General features: G+C 68.2%; 19 protein-coding genes and 1 pseudogene. 14 read left to right on the top strand and 6 right to left on the bottom strand.

Annotated features, from left to right (window positions below):
- Window positions 1–85 precede the first annotated feature (85 nt).
- Window positions 86–3007, top strand: coding sequence for a TonB-dependent receptor domain-containing protein (locus tag GGQ93_RS02690; RefSeq protein WP_224764368.1), 2922 nt, complete (start codon window positions 86–88; stop codon window positions 3005–3007).
- Between the two features lie 70 nt (window positions 3008–3077).
- Here the strand turns inward: GGQ93_RS02690 and GGQ93_RS16520 are convergent, their stop codons facing one another.
- A complete protein-coding gene (locus tag GGQ93_RS16520) occupies window positions 3078–4103 on the bottom strand; it encodes a restriction endonuclease (protein WP_514130464.1) in 1026 nt (341 codons plus the stop codon).
- A 367-nt stretch (window positions 4104–4470) separates the two neighbouring features.
- A pseudogene (locus GGQ93_RS16210) lies at window positions 4471–7101 on the bottom strand (class I SAM-dependent DNA methyltransferase); the annotation flags it as partial.
- A 215-nt stretch (window positions 7102–7316) separates the two neighbouring features.
- On the opposite strand from GGQ93_RS16210, the gene GGQ93_RS02675 reads away from it, so the two are divergent.
- The 3 genes from GGQ93_RS02675 (at window position 7317) to GGQ93_RS02665 (ending at window position 10624) form a co-directional block, all read left to right on the top strand.
- Window positions 7317–7649, top strand: coding sequence for a PadR family transcriptional regulator (locus GGQ93_RS02675; RefSeq protein WP_183215033.1), 333 nt, complete (start codon window positions 7317–7319; stop codon window positions 7647–7649).
- A gap of 2 nt (window positions 7650–7651) precedes the next feature.
- The gene (locus tag GGQ93_RS02670; protein WP_224764365.1) at window positions 7652–8782 is read left to right on the top strand and encodes an HAAS signaling domain-containing protein; all 1131 of its coding nucleotides are present in this window, start codon (window positions 7652–7654) and stop codon (window positions 8780–8782) included.
- Between the two features lie 66 nt (window positions 8783–8848).
- Entirely contained in the window at window positions 8849–10624 is a 1776-nt protein-coding gene (locus GGQ93_RS02665) for an SLC13 family permease (protein WP_183215032.1), read from the top strand.
- Window positions 10625–10668: 44 nt separating this feature from the next.
- On the opposite strand, the gene GGQ93_RS02660 is transcribed toward GGQ93_RS02665, so the two are convergent.
- The gene (locus GGQ93_RS02660; RefSeq protein WP_054766553.1) at window positions 10669–10980 is read right to left on the bottom strand and encodes a hypothetical protein; all 312 of its coding nucleotides are present in this window, start codon (window positions 10978–10980) and stop codon (window positions 10669–10671) included.
- A 162-nt stretch (window positions 10981–11142) separates the two neighbouring features.
- Between GGQ93_RS02660 and GGQ93_RS02655 the strand changes: the two genes are divergently transcribed.
- Window positions 11143–12225: a bifunctional transcriptional activator/DNA repair enzyme AdaA gene (locus tag GGQ93_RS02655; RefSeq protein WP_183215031.1), complete on the top strand. Its 1083-nt coding sequence runs from the start codon at window positions 11143–11145 to the stop codon at window positions 12223–12225.
- Window positions 12218–12757: a methylated-DNA--[protein]-cysteine S-methyltransferase gene (locus tag GGQ93_RS02650; RefSeq protein ID WP_183215030.1), complete on the top strand. Its 540-nt coding sequence runs from the start codon at window positions 12218–12220 to the stop codon at window positions 12755–12757. Before GGQ93_RS02655 ends, GGQ93_RS02650 begins: the two co-directional genes overlap by 8 nt.
- On the opposite strand, the gene GGQ93_RS02645 is transcribed toward GGQ93_RS02650, so the two are convergent.
- Both GGQ93_RS02645 and ilvA read right to left on the bottom strand, forming a co-directional pair.
- On the bottom strand, window positions 12744–13442 hold the full coding sequence (locus GGQ93_RS02645; protein WP_183215029.1) for a LamG-like jellyroll fold domain-containing protein: 699 nt from the start codon (window positions 13440–13442) through the stop codon (window positions 12744–12746). The two genes, GGQ93_RS02650 and GGQ93_RS02645, sit on opposite strands and share 14 nt — an antisense overlap.
- Window positions 13443–13464: 22 nt before the next feature.
- The gene (ilvA, locus tag GGQ93_RS02640) at window positions 13465–14979 is read right to left on the bottom strand and encodes a threonine ammonia-lyase, biosynthetic (RefSeq protein ID WP_183215028.1); all 1515 of its coding nucleotides are present in this window, start codon (window positions 14977–14979) and stop codon (window positions 13465–13467) included.
- A gap of 271 nt (window positions 14980–15250) precedes the next feature.
- Here ilvA and GGQ93_RS02635 point away from each other — a divergent pair, with 271 nt between their 5' ends.
- From GGQ93_RS02635 to GGQ93_RS02600, 8 genes are all read left to right on the top strand, one after another.
- Window positions 15251–15952 carry a hypothetical protein gene (locus GGQ93_RS02635; RefSeq protein WP_183215027.1) on the top strand — a complete coding sequence of 234 codons (702 nt, stop codon included), beginning with the start codon at window positions 15251–15253 and terminating at the stop codon, window positions 15950–15952.
- A 118-nt stretch (window positions 15953–16070) separates the two neighbouring features.
- Entirely contained in the window at window positions 16071–16655 is a 585-nt protein-coding gene (locus GGQ93_RS02630; protein ID WP_183215026.1) for a hypothetical protein, read from the top strand.
- Entirely contained in the window at window positions 16648–16857 is a 210-nt protein-coding gene (gene relB, locus GGQ93_RS02625) for a type II toxin-antitoxin system RelB family anti-toxin (RefSeq protein ID WP_152950884.1), read from the top strand. Before GGQ93_RS02630 ends, relB begins: the two co-directional genes overlap by 8 nt.
- A gap of 85 nt (window positions 16858–16942) precedes the next feature.
- Window positions 16943–18022: a quinolinate synthase NadA gene (gene nadA, locus GGQ93_RS02620; protein WP_183215025.1), complete on the top strand. Its 1080-nt coding sequence runs from the start codon at window positions 16943–16945 to the stop codon at window positions 18020–18022.
- Between the two features lie 56 nt (window positions 18023–18078).
- Window positions 18079–18939, top strand: a complete 861-nt coding sequence (locus tag GGQ93_RS02615) for a metalloprotease (protein WP_183215024.1) — start codon at window positions 18079–18081, stop codon at window positions 18937–18939.
- The gene (locus GGQ93_RS02610; protein ID WP_183215023.1) at window positions 18936–20447 is read left to right on the top strand and encodes an L-aspartate oxidase; all 1512 of its coding nucleotides are present in this window, start codon (window positions 18936–18938) and stop codon (window positions 20445–20447) included. The genes GGQ93_RS02615 and GGQ93_RS02610 overlap by 4 nt, the downstream gene beginning before the upstream one ends.
- A gap of 8 nt (window positions 20448–20455) precedes the next feature.
- Window positions 20456–21340, top strand: coding sequence for a carboxylating nicotinate-nucleotide diphosphorylase (gene nadC, locus GGQ93_RS02605; RefSeq protein WP_375782436.1), 885 nt, complete (start codon window positions 20456–20458; stop codon window positions 21338–21340).
- 61 nt (window positions 21341–21401) lie between these two features.
- Window positions 21402–21596, top strand: coding sequence for a hypothetical protein (locus GGQ93_RS02600; RefSeq protein ID WP_183215022.1), 195 nt, complete (start codon window positions 21402–21404; stop codon window positions 21594–21596).
- Between the two features lie 13 nt (window positions 21597–21609).
- On the opposite strand, the gene GGQ93_RS02595 is transcribed toward GGQ93_RS02600, so the two are convergent.
- On the bottom strand, window positions 21610–22782 hold the full coding sequence (locus GGQ93_RS02595) for a cell wall hydrolase (protein WP_260171135.1): 1173 nt from the start codon (window positions 22780–22782) through the stop codon (window positions 21610–21612).
- Window positions 22783–23146 lie beyond the last annotated feature (364 nt).

The raw sequence follows: 23146 nt of genomic DNA, 5'->3' as shown, positions 1-23146 counted from the left end.
CTAAGTAGTGTATCAATACTGTTTGTGAATGGGGCGTATGCGTACTCGTAAAAACACTCTTCTTTCTTCGACTATTGTCGGGGGATTGGCCGCTTCTATCTCGGTCTTGGCCGCTTCCGGCGCCTTGGCCCAGGACGCCGCCGTGGTTCAGGACGGAACGGCGGCCCAGGACGGCTCCGCCCAGGTCGAGGACATCGTCGTCATCGGCTCGCGCATCCGGCGCGACAACTACAATGCGCCCTCGCCGACCCAGGTGGTGACGCGCGAAGAGGCGACCCTGCAGGGCTTCGCCTCGATCACTGAGGCGCTGCAAAGCACCGCCGTGACCGGCGGCACGTCCCAAATCAACAACGCCTACGGCGGCTATGTCACCGACGGCGGCCCCGGCGCCAACACCATCGGCCTGCGCGGCATGAGCCCGAGCCGGACTCTGGTGCTGCTGAACGGCCGTCGCGTTTCGCCGGCCGGTTCGCGCGGTTCGGTCGGCGCGGCTGACCTGAACGTCCTGCCGACCGCCATGATCGACCGGGTCGAAGTGCTGCGCGACGGCGCCTCTTCGGTCTACGGCTCCGACGCCGTCGCCGGGGTGGTCAATATCCAGACCCGCCAGAACTTCGAAGGCCTGGTCTTTGAAGGACAGCGCAACGAGCCCCTGGAGGCCAATGGCGCGGGCGGTTCGACCCGTCTGTCGCTGACCGCAGGCGTTCGCGGCGATCGCTGGCGCGCCGCCGGTTCGATCGAGCGCTACGAGCGCGACGAACTGACCCTGCGCGACCGCGAGTTCACCCGTTGCCAGACCGACGGCTTCCGCAACGGCCAGGACTATATCGACCCGCTGACCGGCCAGTCGAAATGCTATCCGGTCACCACGACCGGCTCGAACGGCGTGACGATCAACACGATCGCCACGGGCGCTACGACCGGCGTCGCGGCGCCGGGCGCGACCGGCACGACCTTCAACCGCTGGCGTCCGAACTCGGCCGTCACGACCGGTCTGGTCGGCTTTGAAGGCGTGGGCGGCCCGGGCAACGACCTGAACGTCCGCGACACCTTCGAAGACCGGATGCTGAACGAGTCGCTGATCTCGCCGGTCGAGATCACCACCCTGTACGGCGAAGCCGGCTATCAGTTGAACGCCCTGGGCAATGCTGAAATCTACGGCGAGGCCCTGTTCAATCAGCGCAAGTCGTCGCAAACCGGTTACCGCCAGCTGGCGCTGGACTACGCCGTCGGCAGCCCCCTGATCCCCGCCAATCTGCAGGGCAGCGTCGCCTTTGGCGACCAAGGGCTGAACCAGGGCCAAGACGTCGGCGTGCGCGCCTTCATCGGCTACGGCAACGATCACTCCGAACAGGAAGTCGATTTCGGCCGCTACGTCGCCGGGATCAAGGGCGACTTCTTCGTGCCTGAATGGCGCTATGACGCCTATGTCAGCTATTCGCGGTCCAAGTCGACCTACACCAGCGAACAGTTCCTGACCGACAATCTGATCGCTTCGCTGGACGTGGTCAGCGACGGCGCGGGCGGCTTCCAGTGCGCCGCCCTGGCGTCGAACCCCGGCTGTGTCGCGGCTCCGGCCCTGACGACCCAGACCATCGGCGGCGTCCTGCCGCAGGACTGGAAGGACTATGTCTTCCGTCCGGTGACCGGCACGACCGAGTTCATCGAGAAGGTCGCCAGCATCGGCATCGACGGTCCGCTGTTCAGCCTGCCCGCCGGCCGCGTCATGGGCTTCTTCGGCGCCGAATGGCGTGAGTCCGAGATCGACGACACCCCGGGCCTGGATAGCCAGCTGGGCAACACCTACAACTATTCGACCTCGGCCATCACCCGCGGTTCGGATTCGGTGAAGGAAGTCTTCGGCGAGATCGAGGCCCCGCTGCTGGTTGATCTGCCTGGCGTTCGCGAGCTGACCCTGAACGGTTCGGCCCGTTACACCGACTATGACTCCTACGGCGACGACACGACCTACAAGGTCGGTCTGGTCTATCGTCCGATCGACTGGATCACGGTTCGCGGCACCTACGGCACCTCCTACCGGGCCCCGGCCCTGTTCGAACAGTTCGTCGGCGCCACCAGCGGCTTCCAGTCGAACTCGATCGACCGCTGCAACGACTACGGCGCGCCGGGCGTGAACCCCAACCGCGTCGCCAACTGCGCGTCCGAAGGCCTGGCCGGCGACTTCCAGTCCACCAACAGCGTCCGGGTGATCACCGCAGGGGGCGCTGAGGCCGGCCTGTCGGCCGAGACCTCGACCAACATGACCCTGGGTCTGGTCGTGCGTCCTCCGATGCCGTCAAGCTGGGGCGACCTGGCCTTCGCCGTCGACTACTATGAGATCGAGGTCGAGAACGGCGTGTCGCGCACCGGCGCAGGCGAAATCCTGACCCGCTGCTACGACTCCAACCCGGAAGACTTCGCCGCCGACGCCGGCTTCTGCCGCCTGGTGTCGCGTGATCCGGCGGACAACAGCCTGACGGTCTCGGACAGCTACGTGAACCTGGCCACCGACAATGTGAAGGGGCTGGACTATACGGTCCGCTATCGCAAGGACGTCGGTCCCGGCACGGCCCTGCTGAACCTGGCGATCACCCAGTACACGGAGATCTCCAACAAGCTGTTCGAGGAAGACCCGCTGGTCGACTACACCGGCATGGTCAACAATCCGGAGTTCACCGGCACCGCCGACGTCTCCTACGCTTGGGATCAATGGCGCGTCCGCTATGGCGTCGAATGGATCCAGGGCACCGACAGCTACGCCTACTATGAGGAAGATCCGGTCACCTCGGACTACGACCTCGCGGTGGACGACTACTGGCTGCACAACGCCTCGGTCCAGTATTCGGCCGACGGCTGGACCGCCACCCTGGGCGTTCGCAACCTGTTCAACGAAAACCCCCCGACCATCTCGGCGGGCGTGTACAACCGGGTCGGCAACGCCCCGCTGTACTCGGGCTACGACTACCTGGGCCGCACGGCCTTCGTGAACCTGACCAAGTCCTTCTAAGGCGACGTCAGCGCGACAAGAACGGGGCGGCGGACTTCGGTCCGCCGCCCCTTTTTGCGATCGAAGGCGATTATACCGTCATGTCAGGAACCAGGGTCCAGATGCGTCGCAGCGGCAGTTCGGCGCGTATGTCGGCTGGAAGGTCATCGTAATGGGTCAGCAGGGCGTCAACGATCTGTTTGCGGTCCCAAAGCCGCACTCGGAAGTACAGCTCATTCACACGTTTTCGTACTGGCGGGCTAAAGCCGGACCAACTGACCAAAAGGCCATGATCGGCATGAACGTCATGGATGCAGCCGATCAGTCCTTGAAGCGTCGGCTGGTCCACCACTATGCCGCCGGACTTGACTTGAACGACAAGCTTGGGGCCGCTCAGGCCGAGGGCGCCCTGGCCTGCGACGATGTCGATGCCTCGATCCGGCCCGGGTGGCGAGACCTCGACTTGATATCCCTGAGTTCCTAAAAGCGCGGCGATCAAGCGCGTGAAGGCGTGGCCTGCGAACTGGCTGGATATGCGCCGCTCGATCTGGTCGCGCGCCAACTCGGCCAGGTCCGCGATATCGGACGTTTCGGCGGCTTCCTCCGCCCCGGTTTCCGGCGTCGATGACGGCTTGGTCGAGGGCAGGGCGGCTGCGCCGGGGTCCACGCCGGTCTCGACCGCAGCGAGCAGGCGCGCCAGCGCTTCGTTGCGGCTGATCTCGCACACCGTCTGCGACGCGCCGAGACTATACAGCAGATCCTGTTTCAGAGCGTCGCGCGGCAGGTCCGTGCGCAGCCATTCGACACGCCGAGTCGGCGCCCCGGCCTCGGTGTGGATATAGCCGGGCTGAAGCCTGCCGACGGCGAGACGGCCGGTGGTCTTCAAGGGCGTCACCACCAGATCGCCTGCAACGGCGACGTTCTTCAACTGGTTCAGCTGAGCGGCCCAGTTCCGCAGCGTGCCCGGCTGCTCGTCCGGCAGGGCCTGGTGCAGGATGGACAGCACCGCCTCGCGCGTGTCGGCAGGCGTCAGGTCCGGCAGCTCCCATCCCGTGACCAGTTCCCCGGTTTCGAGGGCGTGGGCCTCCTGTTCGCCGAACTTGCCGAGCCGCACCATCCATAGTCGAGGCATTGATCAGGTCTCCGTCAAGCCGCGCGGCGCGCGGCGTAGGTTCCGCCGGGCAGGGCGCTGATCCAGCCGTAGCGGACCAGGGTGGACAGGGCCTGCACCACCCGCTGTTCGATCCGCTTGCCGCCGCCCTTGAAGGCGCGCGACACGGCGGCGGCGTCCCGGCGCGGATCTTCTCCAGCACATTATAGAGGCCGGTCAGGGTCAGGTCCGGATGCTCGGCCTGCACCGTCTTGCGCGTGGCGTCGAGTTCCTCGCCCAGCGCCCGGAGGCGGGCGCGGGTGGCCTCGTCCGGGTCGGGGAAAGGGAAGGGGTCGAAGCAGCGAGACTTGGAGTAGCGGGGATCATTGCCGTAGCCGAGCCAGCCGCCAAGGACGGGAGCCCAGGTTGTGTGGGTTCGGCTGGACAGGACGGCGAGAAGCCAGCCATCTGCGCTTCCGATGTTTACCAGCATGTTGTCGGGTAGAATGTCGATGTCGAGAAACTGAAAGACGCGGTGCTTGGTGGTCTCAACCGTAGCTATGTAGCGGGGAAGCTCAGCCAAGAAGCCACGCATGAGCGTGTTCTTTCTGCCGAATAGCCACCAATGTTGACGGCGGTAAGCTTCGTTGTTGCTGTCACGCTCCGGCTTCACGCGCTCCAGAAGATGCTGATAAACTTCCGGGTATTTCCTGCGGACCTCTTCGGCTGATAGCCCGTCAAGGTCTATGACCATAACGCCACGCGGGCGAGCGGCAAGATCGCGCCCATTTCGATAGTTTCGGATATGGCGCTCCAGCCCTGTGCGTTGGCCGAGCCCAAGATGTTCCGCCTCAGCGGGCGTAACGATGAAACCAGCACCGTGAAGCTTCACGCCGGGTGAGCATATGCCATCGTTAGAGAGAAGAGGTTCGGCGCGCGTCACGTCTACGCCCACCGTGAGATCGGTGTTGATTTTCCCGCTCCGCGAAACGAATTCCAGCATTGGCTCATCCGTTTCCAAACCAGTCTCCGCAACAACCTCCCTCAGCTCGCCTTCATGAACTCCGGCCCGCACCGCCGTCATCGCGATCCTTACCGCCGCGCTGTCCTTCGTCGCCTTGGTCCACGGATGATCCGGCACGGCGAAGATGATTGACACGGGCGGCTTGGCGTTCAGGTGACGCTCCATCACCCGGCGCTGGAACACCTGGCTGATCGAGTTGGTCGTGACGAAGCCGAACCTGCGCAGCGGCGTTTTCTTGCGGGTGAGCAACTCCGCTGCCCGGTCCCACCAATACATGACGAAATCGGCGCTCTCGTTCATCGCCTTGTGCGCCTTCCACAGCGCCTCGGCATAGCCGGGCATCATGCGTGAGCGCAGATCCTTGCCGCCGATAAACGGCGGATTCCCCACGATGAACTCCGCCGCCGGCCAGTCCGGCCGCCGCGCGTTCGGATAGACCTGAACCGCAACCCCGTCCCGCATCTCGAACTGAAGCTCGGGATAGCCGTCCCAGGTCAGGACCGCGTCCTTCTGCTGGATATTGCCGAAGGCCTTCAGGATCGGTTCGGCGGGGTGTTCGATGCTGTTGCGGTAATGCTGTTGCAGATAGCCGATCCACAGCACCAGTTCGGCGATGGCGGCGGCGCGGACGTTCAGTTCGATGCCCAGGAACTGGTGCGGATCGACGGTCTCGAAACCGATGCCCTCGGTCTCGCCCAGTTCGGCTAAGGCCTCCAGCACCTCGCCCTCCAGCCGCTTCATCAGCTCCAGCGAGACATACAGGAAGTTGCCGGTGCCGCAGGCCGGGTCCAGCACGCGGGTGGTGCAAAGCTGATGATGGAAGGCGCGGACGGCCGCCACCGCCTCTCTCTTTGCACTATCGCGCTCCGCGCTGCTTGAGTGCGCGGCGTCGCCCCGCTCTCGCGCATCCCCGGCCTTGATCAGGGCGGCGTTCCAGTCGGCCCGCAGCGGCTCCATCACCGTCACCTCGACCAGCCGCTCGACATAGGATCGCGGGGTGTAGTGGGCGCCCAGCTTACGCCGCTCGCCCGGCTCCAGCGCCTGTTCGACCAGGGTGCCGAAGATGGCCGGCTCCACATAGCGCCAGTCGTGGCTCGAGGCGGCCAGCAGCTCCCCGATCTCCTCGCGGCCCAGGGGGAAGGCCTTGGCGTTCTTGAACAGGCTGCCGTTGAAATGGCGCAGATGCAGGCCGAAGCCGGCATAGAACCGGCTCTCGTACTCCGGCGCATCCATGCTCTTCCACAGGGCCTGGAGCATCGGCGCGAAGCTCTCGGGATGGTCCAGCTGGTCTTTCAGCAGGGCGGTGAACCTGCCCTTGGGCAGCAGGTCCACGTCCTCGGCGAACATGGTGAAGATGCACCGCATAAGGAAATGGGCGACCTCTTCCGCCGGATGCTTCTTCTCCAGCCGTTTCGACACCTCGGCCAGCCGCTCGGCGATCTGGCGGGTGACGCGAGCCGACTCGCGGGTCGGGTCCAGCGACAGGGGCTCGGTCCAGATCGCCTTCAGCCGTTTGACGATCGTCTCGTCACGCAGATCCTCCAGCCGGATGCGGAAACCCTTGCGGTCGGGGAAGTGCGAATAGGCCCGGCCGCTGCCGGAAAAGTCGGCATAGACCTCGAACACATAGCCGACGTCGCAGACGATGATGAAGGGCGGGGCGGCGTGGTCGGCCGGCAGGCGGAAGACATAGTCCTCGGCCTGACGCCGGGCGTTGCGCATGAGCACGTCCCACTTGCCCTGGGCCGCAGCGGTCGAGGCGGTCTCGTCGGCCTTGAACAGCGAGGTCTGGCCTTCGTCGCGATGGTCGGCGCGGGACTGTTTGGCCTCCAGGATGAAACAGCCGCGCTTGTACAGGTCGATCCGCAGGGTCGAAGCCAGACCTTCGGACTCGCGCCGCTTCACGCCCCGTTCGAACACATAGTCGTTCGTGCGCGTGTCGTCGCTGGCCGGATCGGGTCGCGGCAGACCCAGGGCCTCGCACAGTTCCGTCAGGAACATCTGATAGTTGGCGCGCTCGGCGCCGCCGCGGGCCTTGCTCCAGCGTTCGATGAACGTTTCGACGTCCAAGTCGGTCTCCCCCAAGAAGGGCGCACTTGGCCCGGATCGCCGAGAGGTTGCAAGACGGGAATGAAGCCGCCCCCGCTTGACTCCCTCACACAGTATGTCCCATACACTGTGTGTCACACACTATGTGACGCCACGGAGATCGGCGGGTGAGTCAGGATGAGGAACTGCTGTTCGAGAGTCTGCGGCTGGAGCTGCGGCGGGGGTCTTTGATCCTGGCGGTGTTGGCCAGTCTGAGGACCGAGCAATACGGCTATTCGCTGCGGGTCGCCCTGAATGCGGCGGGCGTCGAGATGGAGGAGAGCACCCTCTATCCGCTGCTGCGCCGGCTGGAGGGGCAGGGGCTGCTGGACAGCGAATGGCGTGAGGAGGAGCGGCGCAAGAAGCGCTTCTACCGCCTGTCGGCGCGGGGCGAGGTCCTGCTGGCGCGGCTGGCGGCCGAATGGCGGGGCCTGTCGGCCTCGCTGGAGAAGATGTTGTGATCATGGGGATTGAGGGAGAGAGCGGGATGGACCTGGTCGAACGGTATCTGAAGGCGGTGGCGGCCCAGCTGCCCAAGGCGACGCGCGACGACATCGTCGCCGAGCTGCGCGACGAGATCATGGGCCGGATCGAGGCGCTGGAGGCGCGACTGGGCCGGGCGCCCGGCGACGAGGAGGTCGAGGCCCTGCTGCGCGAGGTGGGTCATCCTCTGACGGTGGCGGCGCGCTATCGGTCCGGGCCCCAGTCGCTGATCGGGCCGGAGCTTTATCCCTGGTGGCTGTTCGCGGTGAAGACGGCCCTGGTGGTGATGGGCTGCGTCACCCTGATCGGCCTGGCGGTGCGGGTGCTGGTCGGGGACATCTATCTGGGCCAGGCCATAGGCCAGAGCTTCGGCGCCCTGTTCAGCGGGGCGGTGACGGTGATCGGGGTCGTGACCCTGATCGGCTTCGTGCTGGAGCGGCAGGAGAAGAAGCCGGACTTCATCGCCAAATGGCGGGTCAAGGATCTGGGCCTGTTCGAACTGGGCGGCGACCTGGACGCCGAGACCTGGGGCGAGCGGCTGGCGCGCGGTCGCGATGCGGCCCGAACGGCCAAGCCGGGGCCGGCGGTGCGCAAGAGCGCCGAGATGTCGCCCGCCGCCAAGGCCGTCGCCAGCGCCATCGCCTGGGCGGTTCTGCTGCTGTGGTGGACCGGCCTGTTGCCCATGGCCTCGATCCGGCCGGAAGACCTGGCCGGCAGTCTGGACGGGGTCGATTACGGCCGCATCCTGGTCCAGATCGTCGACGCCGCCTATTGGCCCGTGACCCTGTTCGCGGCAGCGCGGGTGGTGTTCGACCTGATGCGAGCGGCCTCGGGCGGCAATGCGCGGCTGACGGCCGTGGGCGACATCAGCTTTGGGGCGGCGGCGGCCTGGGGCCTGTCGTGGCTGTGGTTCTGGTCGCCGCTGAGCCCGGTGATCTGGGTCGGGACGGCGACCGATTTCTTCGACCGGGTGCGGAGCCTGTTCGACCGGACCGGGGACCACGGCGGCGAACTGGCCACCCTGTTGATGATCATCGTGGTCTGGGCCTTCGTCGGCGAGGTCTGGCGCGTCCTGCGCGGCGTGGGGCGGATGATCGTCGGGCGGTGTTGAACCTCCGGCCGCCTTCGCCGTTGCAGTTGAAACGGCGGCGACGGGCGGCCGGGTCGGGGCTTAAGCGTGACGTTACAACAGGGTCTGGCCTTCGGCCTGGTGGGGCTGACGGTCGCAGCCTTCATCTGGGGAAGGTTCCGCTATGATCTGGTCGCCTTGGCGGCCTTGATCGCGGGGCTGGCGATCGGGGTCATTCCGGCGGACGCGGCCTTCGAAGGCTTTTCCAACGACGTCACGGTGATCATCGCCTGCGCCCTGGTGGTCTCGGCCGCCTTCGCCAAGTCGGGCATCGTCGAAATGGCCCTGAAGCGGATCATGCCGTATCTGAAGACCGAACGGTCTCAGGCGCCGGTGCTGACGGCGGCCGTGACCCTGCTGTCCATGGTCACCAAGAACGTCGGCGCCCTGGCCATCATGATGCCGGTGGCGTTGCAGGTCAGCCGACGCACCGGGACCAAACAGTCGCGCCTGCTGATGCCCATGGCCTTCGGCGCCATGGCGGGGGGAATGGTCACCCTGGTGGGCACCGCCCCCAACATCCTGGTCGCCGAGGTGCGCGAGACCATGACCGGCGAGCCGTTTCGCATGTTCGACTATGCGCCCGTCGGCCTGATCCTGACGGCGGCGGCCCTGGTGTTTCTGGCCTTCGGCTACAGGCTGCTGCCCAAGGACCGGACCGGGACCATCGGCCTGTCGGCGGCCCTGTCGGCCAACGCCTATCTGACCGAGGCCCGCGTTCCCGAGGATTGGCTGATGGAGCCGCGGCCGATCAACGCTCTGAAGGCCCTGGCTGTGGACGACATCCAGGTCATGGCCCTGATCCGCGACGGCAAGCGCAAGACGCGCCCGCGCGGCAACACCATCGTCCGCCCCGGCGACACCCTGTTGATCAAGGGCGATCAGGAGGCGCTGGAGGGGTTCATCGACGCCGCCAAGCTGAAGCTGGTGCGCGGCGACCGGCCGGTGTTGCTGGAGGAGGCCAAGGACGAGGTCAGTCTGGCCGAGGCCGTGATCGGGGCGGATTCGAAGCTGGTGGGGCAGTCGGTGCGGTCGCTGGATCTGTATGGTCAGCACGGGCTGAATCTGCTGGGCGTGTCGCGCAGCGGCTATGAGCTGACCCAGCATCTGCGGACGGCCAAGCTCCAGGCCGGGGACGTCCTTTTGCTCCAGGGGTCGGAATCGGGCCTGCCCGGAAAACTGGCGGACCTGGGCCTGCTGCCGTTGGCCGAACGGGAGATGCGCCTGGGCGGCCAGAGGCGAAAATTCCTGCCCGCCCTGGTCCTGACGGCGGCGATGGTGATGGTCGGCTTCGGCCTGATCCCGGTCTCCATCGCCTTCTTCGGCGCGGCGGTGATCATCGTGGCCCTGGGGGGCTTGAAGATGCGCGAAGCCTATGCGGCGCTGGACGGACCGCTGCTGGTGCTGATCGCCGCCCTGATCCCCGTCTCGAACGCGATCCAGCAGACGGGCGGAGCCGATCTGATCGCCGGCGGACTGCGGTCGGTGTTCCAGGGCATTCCGCCCGTGATCGCGGTGGGTGGAATGATGTTTGCGGCCATGGCGGTGACGCCCTTCCTGAACAACGCCGCGACGGTTTTGGTGGTGGCGCCGATCGCCGCGACGCTGGCCCAGCAGCTGGGCTACCGCCCCGACCCCTTCCTGATGGCCGTGGCCGTGGGGGCGGCGTGCGACTTCCTGACCCCCATCGGACACCAGTGCAACACCCTGGTCATGGGGCCGGGCGGCTACAAGTTCTCGGACTATCCCAAGCTGGGGGCGCCGCTCAGCCTGCTGGTGCTGATCATCGGTCCGCCGGCCATTCTGCTGTTCTGGCCTATGTAGGTCCGCAGAAAGGCGACCGGTCCGGCCGGTCGCCTCCTCCGCCGTCAGGCCGAGCGGGGGGCCGAAGCCGGCGTGCAGGCCAGGCGGCCGTCGTCATTGCGGATCGCCGCGCCCCGGCAGCTGCGGACGCTGAGGGTCGACGAAACGGACTGACCGTTCTTGGCGATGCAGCGGGCGCGCAGCCGATCGCCGTTCAGAGTGATCCCCCGGCAGGTCTCACGATAGGCGCCGACCGGCAGGGCGCGCCCCGAGGCGGCGGGTTCCGGGCTGACCCTGTCCTGGGCGGCGGCGGTGAAGGCGACGAGGACGGCGCCGGCCCCCAGGACGGCGAGCGTGGAAAAAGGTAGGCGAACCAAGGCGTGACTCCCATTGTTTTATAACTGCGCCTCTGCGTGCGCAGGTGAGAGGTTATGTCGCACGGGGCCTCAGCGAAACCCCCGTTCGCGGATGGAATTCTCACGCTCATCCATGGCCGAAAACCGCGAGACAGGGGCGGCTGAAACGCCCATTCTGCGCCGATGGAACAGACCCTGGATGCGGAAGCCTGCTGGCGGGCGCTGAGCGCGCGCGACGCCCGGTTCGACGGGCGGTTCTTCACGGGGGTCACCTCGACCGGCATCTACTGTCGGCCGGTCTGTCCGGCGCGGACGCCGCGGCGAGAGAATGTGGTGTTCCACCCGACTGCGGCCTCGGCCGAGGCGGCGGGGTTTCGGGCCTGTCTGCGCTGTCGGCCCGAGACGGCGCCGGAGATGGGCGCCTGGCGCGGCACGTCCAACACCGTCAGCCGCGCCCTGGCCCTGATCGAGGCGGGCGCGCTGGACGACGGGGACGCCGAGGCCCTGGCCGAGCGGCTGGGGGTGGGAGAGCGGCACCTGCGGCGGCTGTTTCGCCAGCATCTGGGCGCCGCCCCCGTCAGCGTGGCCCAGACCCGGCGGGTGCTTCTGGCCAAACAGCTGATCCATGAGACCGAACTGACCATGGCCGAGGTGGCGATGGCGTCGGGCTTCGGCAGCGTGCGCCGGTTCAATGAAACCTTCCAGGCCCTGTACGGGCGCCCGCCCTCGGCCCTGCGGCGGCGCAAGGCGGCGGAGGAGGGCGGCGGGCGCGTGACCCTGAACCTGGCCTATCGCCCGCCCTATGACTGGGACTTCGTGTCGGCGGCCTTGGCGGCGCGTGGGGCGGCCGATGAAACCACGGCGGACGGCGCCTGGACGCGGCGGCTGCGCAAGTCGGTGGATGGGACCGAGGGCGCAGTGACGGTGCGCCCCGGCGCGCTGGGCAAGGCTGTGGTCGAGGCCCGCATCGACGAGCTGAAGGCCCTGCCCGGCGTCCTGGCCCGGGTGCGGCGCGTGTTCGACCTGGCGGCCGATCCGGAGGCGATCACGCGCGACCTGTCCGCTGACCCCGAACTGGCGCCGGTCCTGGCCGCGCGGCCGGGTCTGCGCCCCGTCGGCGACTGGATCGACGACGGAGAGGACGCGCCCAGCGACCGGCTGACCGGCGCCGACGCCGCCCTGACGGCGCGGGCCGAGCGGTGGCGGCCGTGGCGCGCCTATGGGGCCCTGTATTGGACTATGATCAAGGAGATGAGCCATGACTGAACCCGCGACGGCGGCCTCGGACCTGACGCTGGATCGGTTCGCTTCGCCTCTGGGCGAGATTCTGGTGGTGACGGACGCGGACGGGGCGGTGCGGGCCCTGGACTTTCACGACTATGAAGACCGGATGCGGCGGCTGCTGCACCGCCATTACGGGCCGGTCGCCCTGAGGACGGGACGAGCGGAGGCGGTGCGTCGGGCGGCCGACGCCTGGTTCGCCGGCGAGCTGAGCGCCTTCGAGGGATTGGAGGTGCGGACCGGCGGCGGGGTCTTCCAAAGATCGGTCTGGGCGGCGCTGCGCACCATTCCGGCGGGCGAGACCTGGACCTATGGCCGGCTGGCGGCGGCGGTTGGATCGCCCAGGGCGGCGCGGGCCGTGGGGCTGGCCAACGGCGCCAATCCGGTGGCGATCATCGTGCCGTGCCACCGGGTGATCGGCGCGAACGGCGCCCTGACCGGCTACGCCGGCGGGGTGGAGCGCAAACGCTGGCTTCTGGCGCATGAGCGGGGCGCCGATCGGTTCAGCGTCGCGTGAACCGGTCCGGCGCCAAGGCGGCGGGGGTGAAGCGGGCCTGACGCACCGCGCCGTTGAAATAGTTCAGCCGATTGATCCGGCAGCCGACGGAGGCCTGTCCCGGACCCTGGGGCTTGAAGGCGATCGGATGTTCGCCCTGCAAAACGCCGTCGACATAGGACCGGTACATCGTTCCGTCGAAGGTCTGGGCCACATGGAACCACTGTCCGCAGGGGTACAGCCGCTCCGGGAAGATCAGGGTGTGGTTGTAGCCGGGGCCGCGGGTGAAGGCGTCCAGGTACCAGCGGTCGCGCACGACGCGGATTTCGAACAGGAAGCGGGTCTGGGACGGGGGCTGGCCCGCCGGCGCCTCTTCCGCCAGGTGGAACCACCGCTGTTCGAAGGCGCCGCCGTCGGGACGGAACAGGGCCTCGAAGGTGAAGGTCTCGGCTCCGGCCAGCGGATGGCTGTCGATGAACAAGGCGTCGTCCACGCCGTCGAACCGTACAGCCCGGCCATAGGGGCTGTCGATCAGGGCCGGCGCACCCTCCACCGTCGTCCGCTCGCCGCCGATGTCGGCCAGCCGGTCGAAGGTCCAGACCGTCTGCCGGGCCGGCGCCCCCGACAGGGTGGCGCAGCCGCTGAGGGCCAGGGCGCCCGCACCCGACAGGACGGCGCGGCGATGGGGAGGGGCGGGATCAGACATGGCGACCGTCTTCCCCTCTGGGTCAAGTCCCGTCAAGGAAGAGGCGGCAGGCGGGGTTGGTGGTTTCGTCGACGTAGGGGTAGCCCAGGTCGGCGAGGGCGGCGGCCAGTTGGGTCTGTTCTTCGGGCGGGACGCTGATTCCCGCCAGGACCCGGCCGACGTCGTCGCCGTGGTTGCGATAGTGGAACAGGGTCAGGGCCCAGGCGGGCTGGAGGCTGTTCAGGAAGCGTAGGAAAGCGCCCGGCCGCTCGGGGAATTGGAAGCGCAGGATGCGTTCGTGGGGCAGGCCGACGGTGCGGCCGCCGACCATATAGCGGACGTGCAGCTTGGCGGTCTCGTTGTCGCTCATGTCCTCGACCGCATAGCCGCCGGCGCGGAGCCGAGCGATCAGGTCGTCGCGCTCGTGCGGACCGTTGCGCAGGGCCACGCCGACGAAGATCTGGGCCTGGCCGTCGCCGGACCAGCGGTAGTTGAACTCGGTGACCGAGCGGCCGTCCAGACTGTCGAGGAAACGGCGGTAGTCGTCGCGGTCGTCCTTCATGGCCACGGCCAGCAGGGCCTCGGCGCCCTCGCCGATCTCGGCCCGCTCCGCGACATGGCGCAGCCGGTCGAAATTGACATTGGCGCCGGAGTTGACGGCGATCAGGGCGCCCGATCCGGAATGGGCGGCGGCCCAGGCCTTGAGCCCCGCAAGCGCCACGGCGCCCGAGGGTTCGGCGACGGCGCGGCTGTCGTCGAAGATGTCCTTGATGGCGGCGCAGATGGCGTCGGTGTCCACCAGGACGATTTCGTCCAGCAGATCCCTGCACAGGCGGAAGGTCTCGGCCCCGGCGCGGCGCACGGCCACCCCGTCGGCGAACAGGCCGACCTCGTTCAGGGTCACGACCTCGCCGGCGTCGACGGCGGCCTTCATCGTGGGGGCGTCGACGGGCTCGACGCCGATGACGCGGGTTTCGGGACGCAGGAATTTGACGATAGCGGCGACGCCCGCGGCCAGACCGCCGCCGCCGATGGGGACGAAGACGGCCTCTATGGGGTCGGCGTGCTGACGGGCGATCTCCAGCCCCACCGTGCCCTGGCCGGCGATGACGTCGGGGTCGTCGAAGGGGTGGATGAAGGCGGCGCCGGTCCGGCTCTCCAAATGGCGGGCGTGAGCATAGGCCTCGTCGAAACTGTCGCCGTGCAGGACCACTTCGCCGCCCAGGGCGCGCACGGCGGCCACCTTGATGCCGGGGGTGGTCGTCGGCATGACGATGGTCGAGGGGATGTTGCGGCGGGCGGCGGCCAGGGCCACCCCTTGCGCGTGATTGCCGGCCGAGGCGCAGATCACACCCTTTGACAGTTCCGCCTGGGACAGGCCGGCGATCTTGTTGTAGGCGCCGCGGATCTTGAACGAAAACACCGGCTGCAGATCTTCGCGCTTCAGCAGCACCGGCCGCGCGAGCCGCGCCGACAGGCGACGCAGCGGATCGAGGGGCGTTTCCTCCGCCACGTCATAGACGCGGGCGGTGAGGATGCGGCGGATGGTGTCTTGCATGGAAATGTCGGGAAGTCGGTCTTCTGCGGAATGAAGTCGGCCGTTGTCTAGGCGAACCTGCCGGGTTTGGGAACGGTTCTTGCCGTCTGCGGCGACGGTTATCGGCGCAAGACCAGGTGGCGAGGTGTTGAAATAGCCCGGCGGCGCCCCGGCATCGCGGACGTCAGGCGGCCGAAGCACGCAGAAGGCTTGCGTCGGAGGCGAGCGACCGGGCCGCTTGACGCGCCGAGTAACCCATGGGTTATATGTCACCTGTAGGTGACGCGGGGCCATGATGGACGATCAGGAAAGACGTGAGGCGCTGGCGCGTGAGGAGAGGCGAATCCGGCGGCAGAGGCTTTGTATCCTTCTCAGCATGGTCGGTCTGTGCAGCGCCGTTGGCGCCGTCATCGTCTGGATGGAAAGTCCTCGAGCTTTCGGCTCCGGTGGGTGGCTTACCTGGCTCATCATTGGGCTTGGGCTTCTTGCGATGATTGTCGGCGCCCTGCTGGCGCAGCGATTCCTACCGAACGACGACACGATGAAGCTGACGATCGGCAGCTACCGCGACCGGGTACAGCGGCAGCGCGCGCATTCGATGGCGATCATACCGGCCTCGGGCGCCTATCTGACCTTCCTGTCAGTCAAGGCCGGTTGGGGGCTGGCGTCGGGGACGGCGGGCGGCACGGACTATTTGAGTGTGGGGCTGGGTCCGATAGTCGCCGGCCTCATGCTGCTGATGGTGGCCGGTCTGGACAATCGGCGCGACAAGCGGATGAAACGACTGCTGGACGACGAACTGACGTTGTCGTTCCGGCACAGGGCGCTGGCTACGGCCCTGGGCGTCGCCGTCGTCGGGATGGTCGGCGTCTTTGCGCTGGGGCTCTGGCGGCCGGCTGCGGCGGTCGCGGCCTTGCCGGCCTTGCTTTATCTGACCGGCACGGCGGCGGTGTTGCGCTATTATCTTCTAGACCGTGAGGCCGACCGTGGGTGAGGCGGACGGGAATGCGGATCGGATCGCTCTGTCGAGAACGCGGGCGCGGGCGCGGTTGAAGCGTATGAAACGCGAGGGCTTCCTGCTGGGCGCGCTAGCCCTAGCCGCCTTCGGATTGATGATCGTGGCGGCGCAACTGAAGGGCTCCGCGCTGTTGTCGATGGCGGCGTTCGGGTTCGGTCTGGCTGTTCTGGGTCTGACGGTGGTTCTGGCTGTCGATCTCGGGGGGCGGCTCGAAGTGGATCGCGAGGCCGTGAAGGGCGGACTGGACAAGGACCAAGCTCAAAGCGCCGAGGCCTTGGGCATGGTCTTTTTGGCGGCGCTTGGTCTGCTTTATACGACCTTCGGAGTGGATGCGGCTTGGCGGATCGCGTCCGGCGGGGGTGACATCGAGGACTGGAAGCGGGCGTTGGCATCCCTGGCGATGCCTTTGACCGTCATGAGCGTGATGTTGGGGGGCAAGGTGTGGCAAAGGCGCGCCGGGGCCCTGCCCAAGGCGGCAGACGAACTGATGATCCATTTCCGCCGAAGCGCGACGGCTTGGTCATTCCGGGTTTCGCTGGCGTCCGTGGCTGTCCTCTATGTCGCCGGTCTTTTTCAGCCGCCCCTGACGGTCGCGGGGATGCCCGCTGTTTTCGAGGTCGCGGCGATGACCGCCGCGCTGCGTTACTGGTGGCTGGACCGGCAGGCTTCGCGTGGCTGAGCCCCGGCTGGCCGTGCGGTTGAAGGAGGTGCGGACGGCCGCCGGTCTGACGCAGCAGGAGCTGGCGGACCGGGCCGGGCTGTCGCGCAAGACGGTGAACACGATTGAAAACCGGGTCTTCACCCCGTCCGTGGTGGTGGCCCTGGCCCTGGCGAAGGCCTTGAATGTCCCGCTGGGCGATCTGTTCGAGCTGATCGACTGAACAATCCGCTTGCGCCCGTCCCCCATCGGCCTACATTGGTTCTGCTTATGCTAACTTTGAGCATAAGGGTCGATAGGAGAGGATCATGGCCGACGGCGCCTTTGGTCTGACGCAGGAACTGGAGCGGGAGACCGCCGGGGTGTGGGCGAAGGTCAAGGACCACGTCACGCCGCTGGAGTGGCCCGAACAGGCCCGGCTGATCAGCGCGATCAATCGGCTGAAGCGCGAGCGCGACGCCGTGATCCTGGCCCACAACTATATGACGCCCGAGATCTTCCATGGGGTCGGCGACTATGTCGGCGACAGCCTGGGCCTGGCCAAGGAGGCGGCGCGGTCGAACGCCAAGGTGATCGTCCAGGCGGGCGTGCACTTCATGGCCGAGACGTCCAAGATCCTGTCGCCTGAGAAGACCGTGCTGATCCCCGACCTGCGGGCGGGATGTTCGCTGGCCTCGTCGATCACGGGGGCGGACGTGCGGCTGATCAAGCAGCGCTATCCGGGCCTGCCGGTCATCACCTATGTGAACACCACGGCCGAGGTGAAGGCCGAGACCGACATCTGCTGCACATCCGCCAACGCCGTTCAGGTGGTGGAATGGGCGGCCAGGGAATGGGGCGTGGACCGGGTCATACTGATCCCCGACGAATTCCTGGCGCGCAATGTGGCGGCCCAGACGACGGTGGGGATCATCGCCTGGAAGGGGCACTGCGAGGTGCACAAGCGCTTCACCGCCCAGGACATCGCCGACATGCGCGACGCCTGGCCCGACGCCGAGGTTCTGGCCCACCCGGAATGCCCGGAAGAAATATTGGCGGCCTCGGACTTCGCCGGATCGACGGCGGCCATGACCGACTATGTCGAACAGCGCCGGCCCAAGCGGGTGGTGCTGATCACCGAATGTTCGATGGCCTCCAACATCAAGGGCGATGTGCCGAGCGTCGAGTTCGTCGGCCCCTGCAACCTGTGCCCGCACATGAAGCGGATCACGCTTCAGAACATCCACGACTGCCTGCTGAACATGCAGTTCGAAGTGACCGTGCCCGAAGAGATGATCGAACGCGGGCGGATGGCCGTGCAGCGGATGATCGACCTGCCGCCGCCGACGATCCCGGCGCGCTATGACATCGTCAAGGCGCGGCATCACGTCGATGTGGAGCTGATCTGAGCGACGCGGCGATCGGTCCCCTCGCCGGGGCAGGGCGCCGCGCCCATCTGGACGCCATGAGCAAGACAGACACACCCGCCCCCGCGCCCGACCGTCCCTTGGGGCCGTGGGACATCAAGCCCGAGACGTCGGGCGCGCGACCGGCCCAGACCGAGGCGGTCGCCGAAGAACCGGTCGAGAAGGATCAGAGCCTGGTCTGGTCCGTGCTGTCCACGGCCCTGATGGCGGGCTTCCTGTGGTGGGTCACCGGCAGCGTCATCGTGGCGGGGGCGGTTCTGATCGGCCTGTTCGTGCATGAGGCGGGGCACGCCCTGGCGATGAACCGGCTGGGCATGGGTCCGGCGCGCATCTACATCATTCCCTTCCTGGGCGGACTGGCCAAGGGACGGCGCGCGCCCCGAAGCGAGTGGGACGGGGTGCTGGTTTCGCTGGCCGGGCCGGCCTTTGGTCTTCTGGCCATGATCCCCTTTGTCGCCGTCGGCATGGCTACGGGCCAGGGCGAATGGCTGGCCGGCGCCTTCTTCATCGCCATGCTGAATCTGGTGAACCTGGTTCCCGCCCCGCCGCTGGACGGGTCCAAGGCCCTGGGGCCGGTGCTGACGCGGGTGCATCCGCGGCTTGAGCAGATCGTCCTGCTGGTCATCGGCGTGGCCGTGGTCTGGTGGGGTCTTTCCACGGGCCGGTTCATCCTGGCCGCCTTCCTGGCCCTGTCGGTGTTCAGCCACCTGAAGCGCGGCGTCTGGCGGGCGGCCTGGGGCACGCTGAGCTGGCCCGAGGCGGGCAAGAGCCTGGTGCTTTATCTGCTGACCCTGGCCCTCTGCGCGGCGGCGGCGGTCGGCGCCCTGACGCCTGTGACGGAGGGCGATCCGGCCGGCGCCGTTCGGCTGGGGCTGAACTATCTGGGGATCGGACGATGAGCCGCGTGCGACATGAAGGGCCGGTGATCGTCGGCGCCGGACTGGCGGGGCTGTCGGCGGCCCTGGAGGCGGCGCGGGCGGGGGCGCGGGTTCTGGTCGTGACCCCGGAGCCGCTGCTGAGCGGCTGTTCTTCCGCCTGGGCCCAGGGCGGGATGGCCGCGGCCCTGACGGCCGTGGACTCGGCCGAGCTGCACGCCAAGGACACCCTGGCGGCGGGCGCGGGTCTGGTCGAGCCGGGCGCGGCCAAGGCCCTGACCGAGGCCGGGCGCGAGACGGTGGAATGGCTGGCGGCCCAGGGCGCGCCGTTCGACCGGGATGCGGACGGCGGCTTCGTCGTCAGTCTGGAGGCGGCCCATTCCGTGGCGCGCGTGGCGCGGGTCGGCGGCGACGGCGCCGGGCGGGCCATCCTGTCGGCCGTGGTCGCGGCGGTGCGGGCCGAGACGATGATCGAGGTCTGGGAGGATGCGCGGCTGAAGGGCCTGTCGCAGGACGAGGCCGGGCGGGTGGTCGGGGCTTTGGTCGAGCGCGGCGGGCGGCCGGTCGAGATCACGGCGACGGCGGTGGTGCTGGCCACCGGCGGGGCGGGCGGTCTGTTCGCCGCCACCACCACCCCGTCGGCCTTGCAGGGCGAAGGCATGGCCCTGGCGGCGCGGGCGGGGGCGGAGATTCTGGACCCCGAGTTCGTGCAGTTTCACCCGACCGCCATAGACGTCGGCCTCGATCCGGCCCCCCTGGCGACCGAAGCCTTGCGCGGCGAGGGGGCGCGGCTGATCGACGGCGCGGGCGCCTTCCTGCTGGGCGAAGAGGCCGACGCCGATCTGAAGCCCCGCGACGTGGTGGCCCGGGCCGTCCATGCCGCGCGGACCGCAGGCCGGGGCGCCTTTCTGGATGCGCGCACGGCTGTGGGAGAGGGCTTTCCGCACGAGTTTCCGGCCGTCTTCGCCGCATGCATGCGCGCCGGGCTGGACCCGCGCGTCAGCCCCATTCCGGTGATGGCGGCCTGCCACTATCACATGGGCGGGGTCGCCGCCGACGCCGAAGGTCGCACGACGGTTCCCGGCCTGTACGCCGTCGGCGAATGCGCGGCGACGGGGGTGCACGGCGCCAATCGCCTGGCGTCCAACTCCCTGCTTGAGGCCGCAGCCTTCGGACGGCGGGCCGGGCGGGTCGCGTCGGGCGAGACGGGGGGCGGACGGCCGGTCGCGACGCCCCTGGCGCCCGATCTGCCCGAGGCGGCCCTGGCCGAGCTGAGGACGGCGATGACGGCCCAGGCCGGGGTGGTGCGTGACGAGGCCGGTCTGACGGCCCTGATCGCCCTGATCGACCGGCTGGAGGCCCGGCACGGGCCGGCGGCCTGTCTTCTGGCGGCGCGGCTGATCGCCCAGGCGGCGCTGGATCGGCATGAGAGCCGGGGTGGCCATTACCGCGCGGATTATCCGCAGAAGGCCGCGAACGCTGCTCATACGCGGATCAGACTGGCCGGAGACCTCGCCCTGGCGGCGGAATGACAGCCTCTATGGAGACCTCCCGAGACATGGCCCTGAACCGATCCCTGCCGGAGGTCCTGATCGAACCGGTGGTGCGGATGGCCCTGGCGGAAGATCTGGGGCGGGCGGGCGACGTCACGGCCCTGGCCTGTATTCCCCCAGGGGCGCGGATGAAGGCGGCCTTCACGGCGCGCAAGGCCGGCGTTCTGGCCGGAATTCAGGCGGTGCGGCTGGCCGTGCGGGCGATGGACCCGACGGCCGACGTGGATCTTCGTCTGGAGGACGGGGCGGCGTTCGAGGCCGGGGCCGTGCTGGCGGTGGTCGAGGCCGACGCGCGCGCCTTTCTGTCCGCCGAGCGGACGGCCCTGAACCTGGTCGGACGGCTGAGCGGGGTGGCGACCCTGACGCGGGCCTATGTGCAGGCCGTCGCCGGGACAAGGGCGCGGATCGCCGACACCCGCAAGACGACGCCGGGTCTGCGGGCGCTGGAGAAACATGCGGTCGCCTGCGGCGGCGGGGTGAACCATCGGTTCGGCCTGGATGACGCCATCCTGATCAAGGACAACCACGTCGCCGTCTGCGGCGGGGTGGGCGAGGCCGTGCGGCGGGCCAAGGCCTTCGCCCCTCACCTGATGAAGGTGGAGGTCGAGGTGGATGGGCTGGATCAGCTGAGCGAAGTCCTGGCCCTGATCAATGACGACCTGGCGCCGGACGTGATCATGCTGGACAATTTCAGCCTGGCGGACCTGAGGCGGGCGGTGGCCTGGACCGGGGGGCGCATCCGGCTGGAGGCGTCCGGCGGGGTGGATTTGACGACGGTGCGGGCGATCGCGGAGACCGGGGTCGATGTGATCTCGGTCGGGGCCCTGACCCATTCGGCGCCCGTGCTGGACATCGGCCTGGACGCCCTGTGAAGCCAGGGGAACAGCCCGCCGCGCGCGACGTTCATACGATGAACCGCGCGAGGAGCGACCGATGTCCCAGACGCCCCAGACGCCCCAGGCCCTGCGGGTGCGGCGGGCGCCCGCTCAACCGCTCAGCGTCGGCTACGACCGGCTGAGCATGATCGGCGTCGGGCGGGAGCAGACCGCAAGCCCGGACAAGCCCGGCCGTCGGTTCGGCGAATTCGATCAGAACCGGACGACACGGGGGCCTTTCGGCCCGGACTGAAGCACCTTTGCGATCAGACGGGGTTGGAGGCGTCCGCCGTTTCCGTCCTGGCCTCAGCCCGGGGCGCCGCGCCGCGCGGCGCCGAGGCGGCCGTGGGCCGGGCGGCGGGCGGGGTGGAAGCCTGGCCGGACGTCTGGGTGGCGACGGCCGCTTCCGCAGGCTTGGCGGCGGGGCGGGCGTTCGTCGTCGGCGCAGCCTGGGGCTCGGCGCCGCCCTCCTGGGCCAGGATCAGCGAATAGGCCACGGCCTGTCCGGCCTGGCGGGCCGCTTCGACGGGATTGAGACCCGCCTGGATCAGACGGGGCTGATCGTCGGCCTGAGACGGACGGGCGGCGTAGGTGAAGGCCCCGCCTGAGCCGGCGCGGCCGCCGAACCGATAGAAGAGATGGCTGCCCACCTGGTTCACCCGGATCAGGGTGTTGCGCCAGTCGGGCGACACGCCGGTGGTGTGGAAATGGGTGGCGTTGCCGACGCCTGCATAGACCGATCCGGACAGGGCCGAGGAGGCGATGCCGCGCGCTCGGTTCCAGGCGGCCTGGTTGATCCGGCCGCGCATCACGCCGTTGCAGGTGAAGGAGAACTGGCAGCCGGTGCGGCGCGCGGCGCCCTGGTAGACGACGGCGCAGATGCTCTTGGGGAAGGCGGGGTGGCGGACCCGGTTCAGGACGACCTGGGCCACGGCCCGCATGCCGTCGCGGCCCTCGCCGCGCGCTTCATAATAGACGACCTGGGTCAGGCAATCGAGGTCGCGGCTGGCGTCCAGGGCGTGATCCAGGCGGAAGGGCTTGGCGCCGACGGGGCTGGAGAGATTGGCGTGGCGCAGTTTGGGATCGCGGTTGGCGTCCAACTGATCCAGACGGGCCGCCAGAAGCTCGGCCTGGCGATCGCGCTCGGCGGCGCCGGCGCTGGTGTAGGGATCGTGCCGACGAGCGATCGACAGGGCGCTGGCGTCCAGACCGCCGGCGGCGGCGGACAGGGCTTCTTCGGTGAAGCCGGCGGCGGTGGCGCCCTGGATCCGTTCGGCCTGGGCCCGCAGCGTCGCATTGCGCGCCATGGTCCCGCCCAGATAGGCGCCGCCGATCGCCAGTCCCACCAGACAGCCGAAGGCCGCGGCCGCCGTCACGGGCTTGATCTTCGCCACATGATCGGTGCGGGCGGGGCCGCGCGTCTGCGAGGAATGCGACAACGAGTTCATCCTGTTCAGCAGGGCGAGAAACGCTGCCCCCGGGTCGTATCGCCGGCGGGGCGACCCGAAACGGTCGCCTGTCCGGCCGGCATTCGGCGCGCGGCACATACAGCCCGGGCGTCGAGGACGGGCCTATATAGCGAAGTTTGTGACCTGAATGTGGCTGATTCGCAAGCGGCTGGTTAAGGCGACGAAAGGATTAGGTATTTTTACGATATTGCCCCGGCGGCATGACAATATGGGCCGGATTGCGACAGTGGATAGAGCGAATACTGTATTGGGTTGCACGGCGTCTCGGCTGTAGATTGTCACATTTCCCCGTATCTGCTGAATGGCGCGCGGATTGTGTTGTCCGTTGGTCCGT

This window comes from Brevundimonas aurantiaca, assembly GCF_014199955.1.
Lineage (GTDB): Bacteria > Pseudomonadota > Alphaproteobacteria > Caulobacterales > Caulobacteraceae > Brevundimonas > Brevundimonas aurantiaca.
Note: the sequence above shows the minus strand (reverse complement) of the source record. Positions and strands in the feature narration are given on the sequence as shown.

What these genes read in the sequence shown, in the direction of transcription:
- GGQ93_RS02610 (WP_183215023.1), top strand. Translation starts at nt 18,936, where the DNA reads ATGAGCCGCGTGCGACATGAAGGGCCGGTGATCGTCGGCGCCGGACTG.
- GGQ93_RS02655 (WP_183215031.1), top strand. Translation starts at nt 11,143, where the DNA reads ATGGAACAGACCCTGGATGCGGAAGCCTGCTGGCGGGCGCTGAGCGCG.
- GGQ93_RS02600 (WP_183215022.1), top strand. Translation starts at nt 21,402, where the DNA reads ATGTCCCAGACGCCCCAGACGCCCCAGGCCCTGCGGGTGCGGCGGGCG.
- nadC (WP_375782436.1), top strand. Translation starts at nt 20,456, where the DNA reads ATGGAGACCTCCCGAGACATGGCCCTGAACCGATCCCTGCCGGAGGTC.
- GGQ93_RS02630 (WP_183215026.1), top strand. Translation starts at nt 16,071, where the DNA reads ATGATCGTGGCGGCGCAACTGAAGGGCTCCGCGCTGTTGTCGATGGCG.
- ilvA (WP_183215028.1), bottom strand. Translation starts at nt 14,979, where the DNA reads ATGCAAGACACCATCCGCCGCATCCTCACCGCCCGCGTCTATGACGTG.
- nadA (WP_183215025.1), top strand. Translation starts at nt 16,943, where the DNA reads ATGGCCGACGGCGCCTTTGGTCTGACGCAGGAACTGGAGCGGGAGACC.
- GGQ93_RS02670 (WP_224764365.1), top strand. Translation starts at nt 7,652, where the DNA reads ATGGGGATTGAGGGAGAGAGCGGGATGGACCTGGTCGAACGGTATCTG.
- GGQ93_RS02635 (WP_183215027.1), top strand. Translation starts at nt 15,251, where the DNA reads ATGATGGACGATCAGGAAAGACGTGAGGCGCTGGCGCGTGAGGAGAGG.
- GGQ93_RS16520 (WP_514130464.1), bottom strand. Translation starts at nt 4,103, where the DNA reads ATGGTGCGGCTCGGCAAGTTCGGCGAACAGGAGGCCCACGCCCTCGAA.
- GGQ93_RS02645 (WP_183215029.1), bottom strand. Translation starts at nt 13,442, where the DNA reads ATGTCTGATCCCGCCCCTCCCCATCGCCGCGCCGTCCTGTCGGGTGCG.
- GGQ93_RS02615 (WP_183215024.1), top strand. Translation starts at nt 18,079, where the DNA reads ATGAGCAAGACAGACACACCCGCCCCCGCGCCCGACCGTCCCTTGGGG.
- GGQ93_RS02650 (WP_183215030.1), top strand. Translation starts at nt 12,218, where the DNA reads ATGACTGAACCCGCGACGGCGGCCTCGGACCTGACGCTGGATCGGTTC.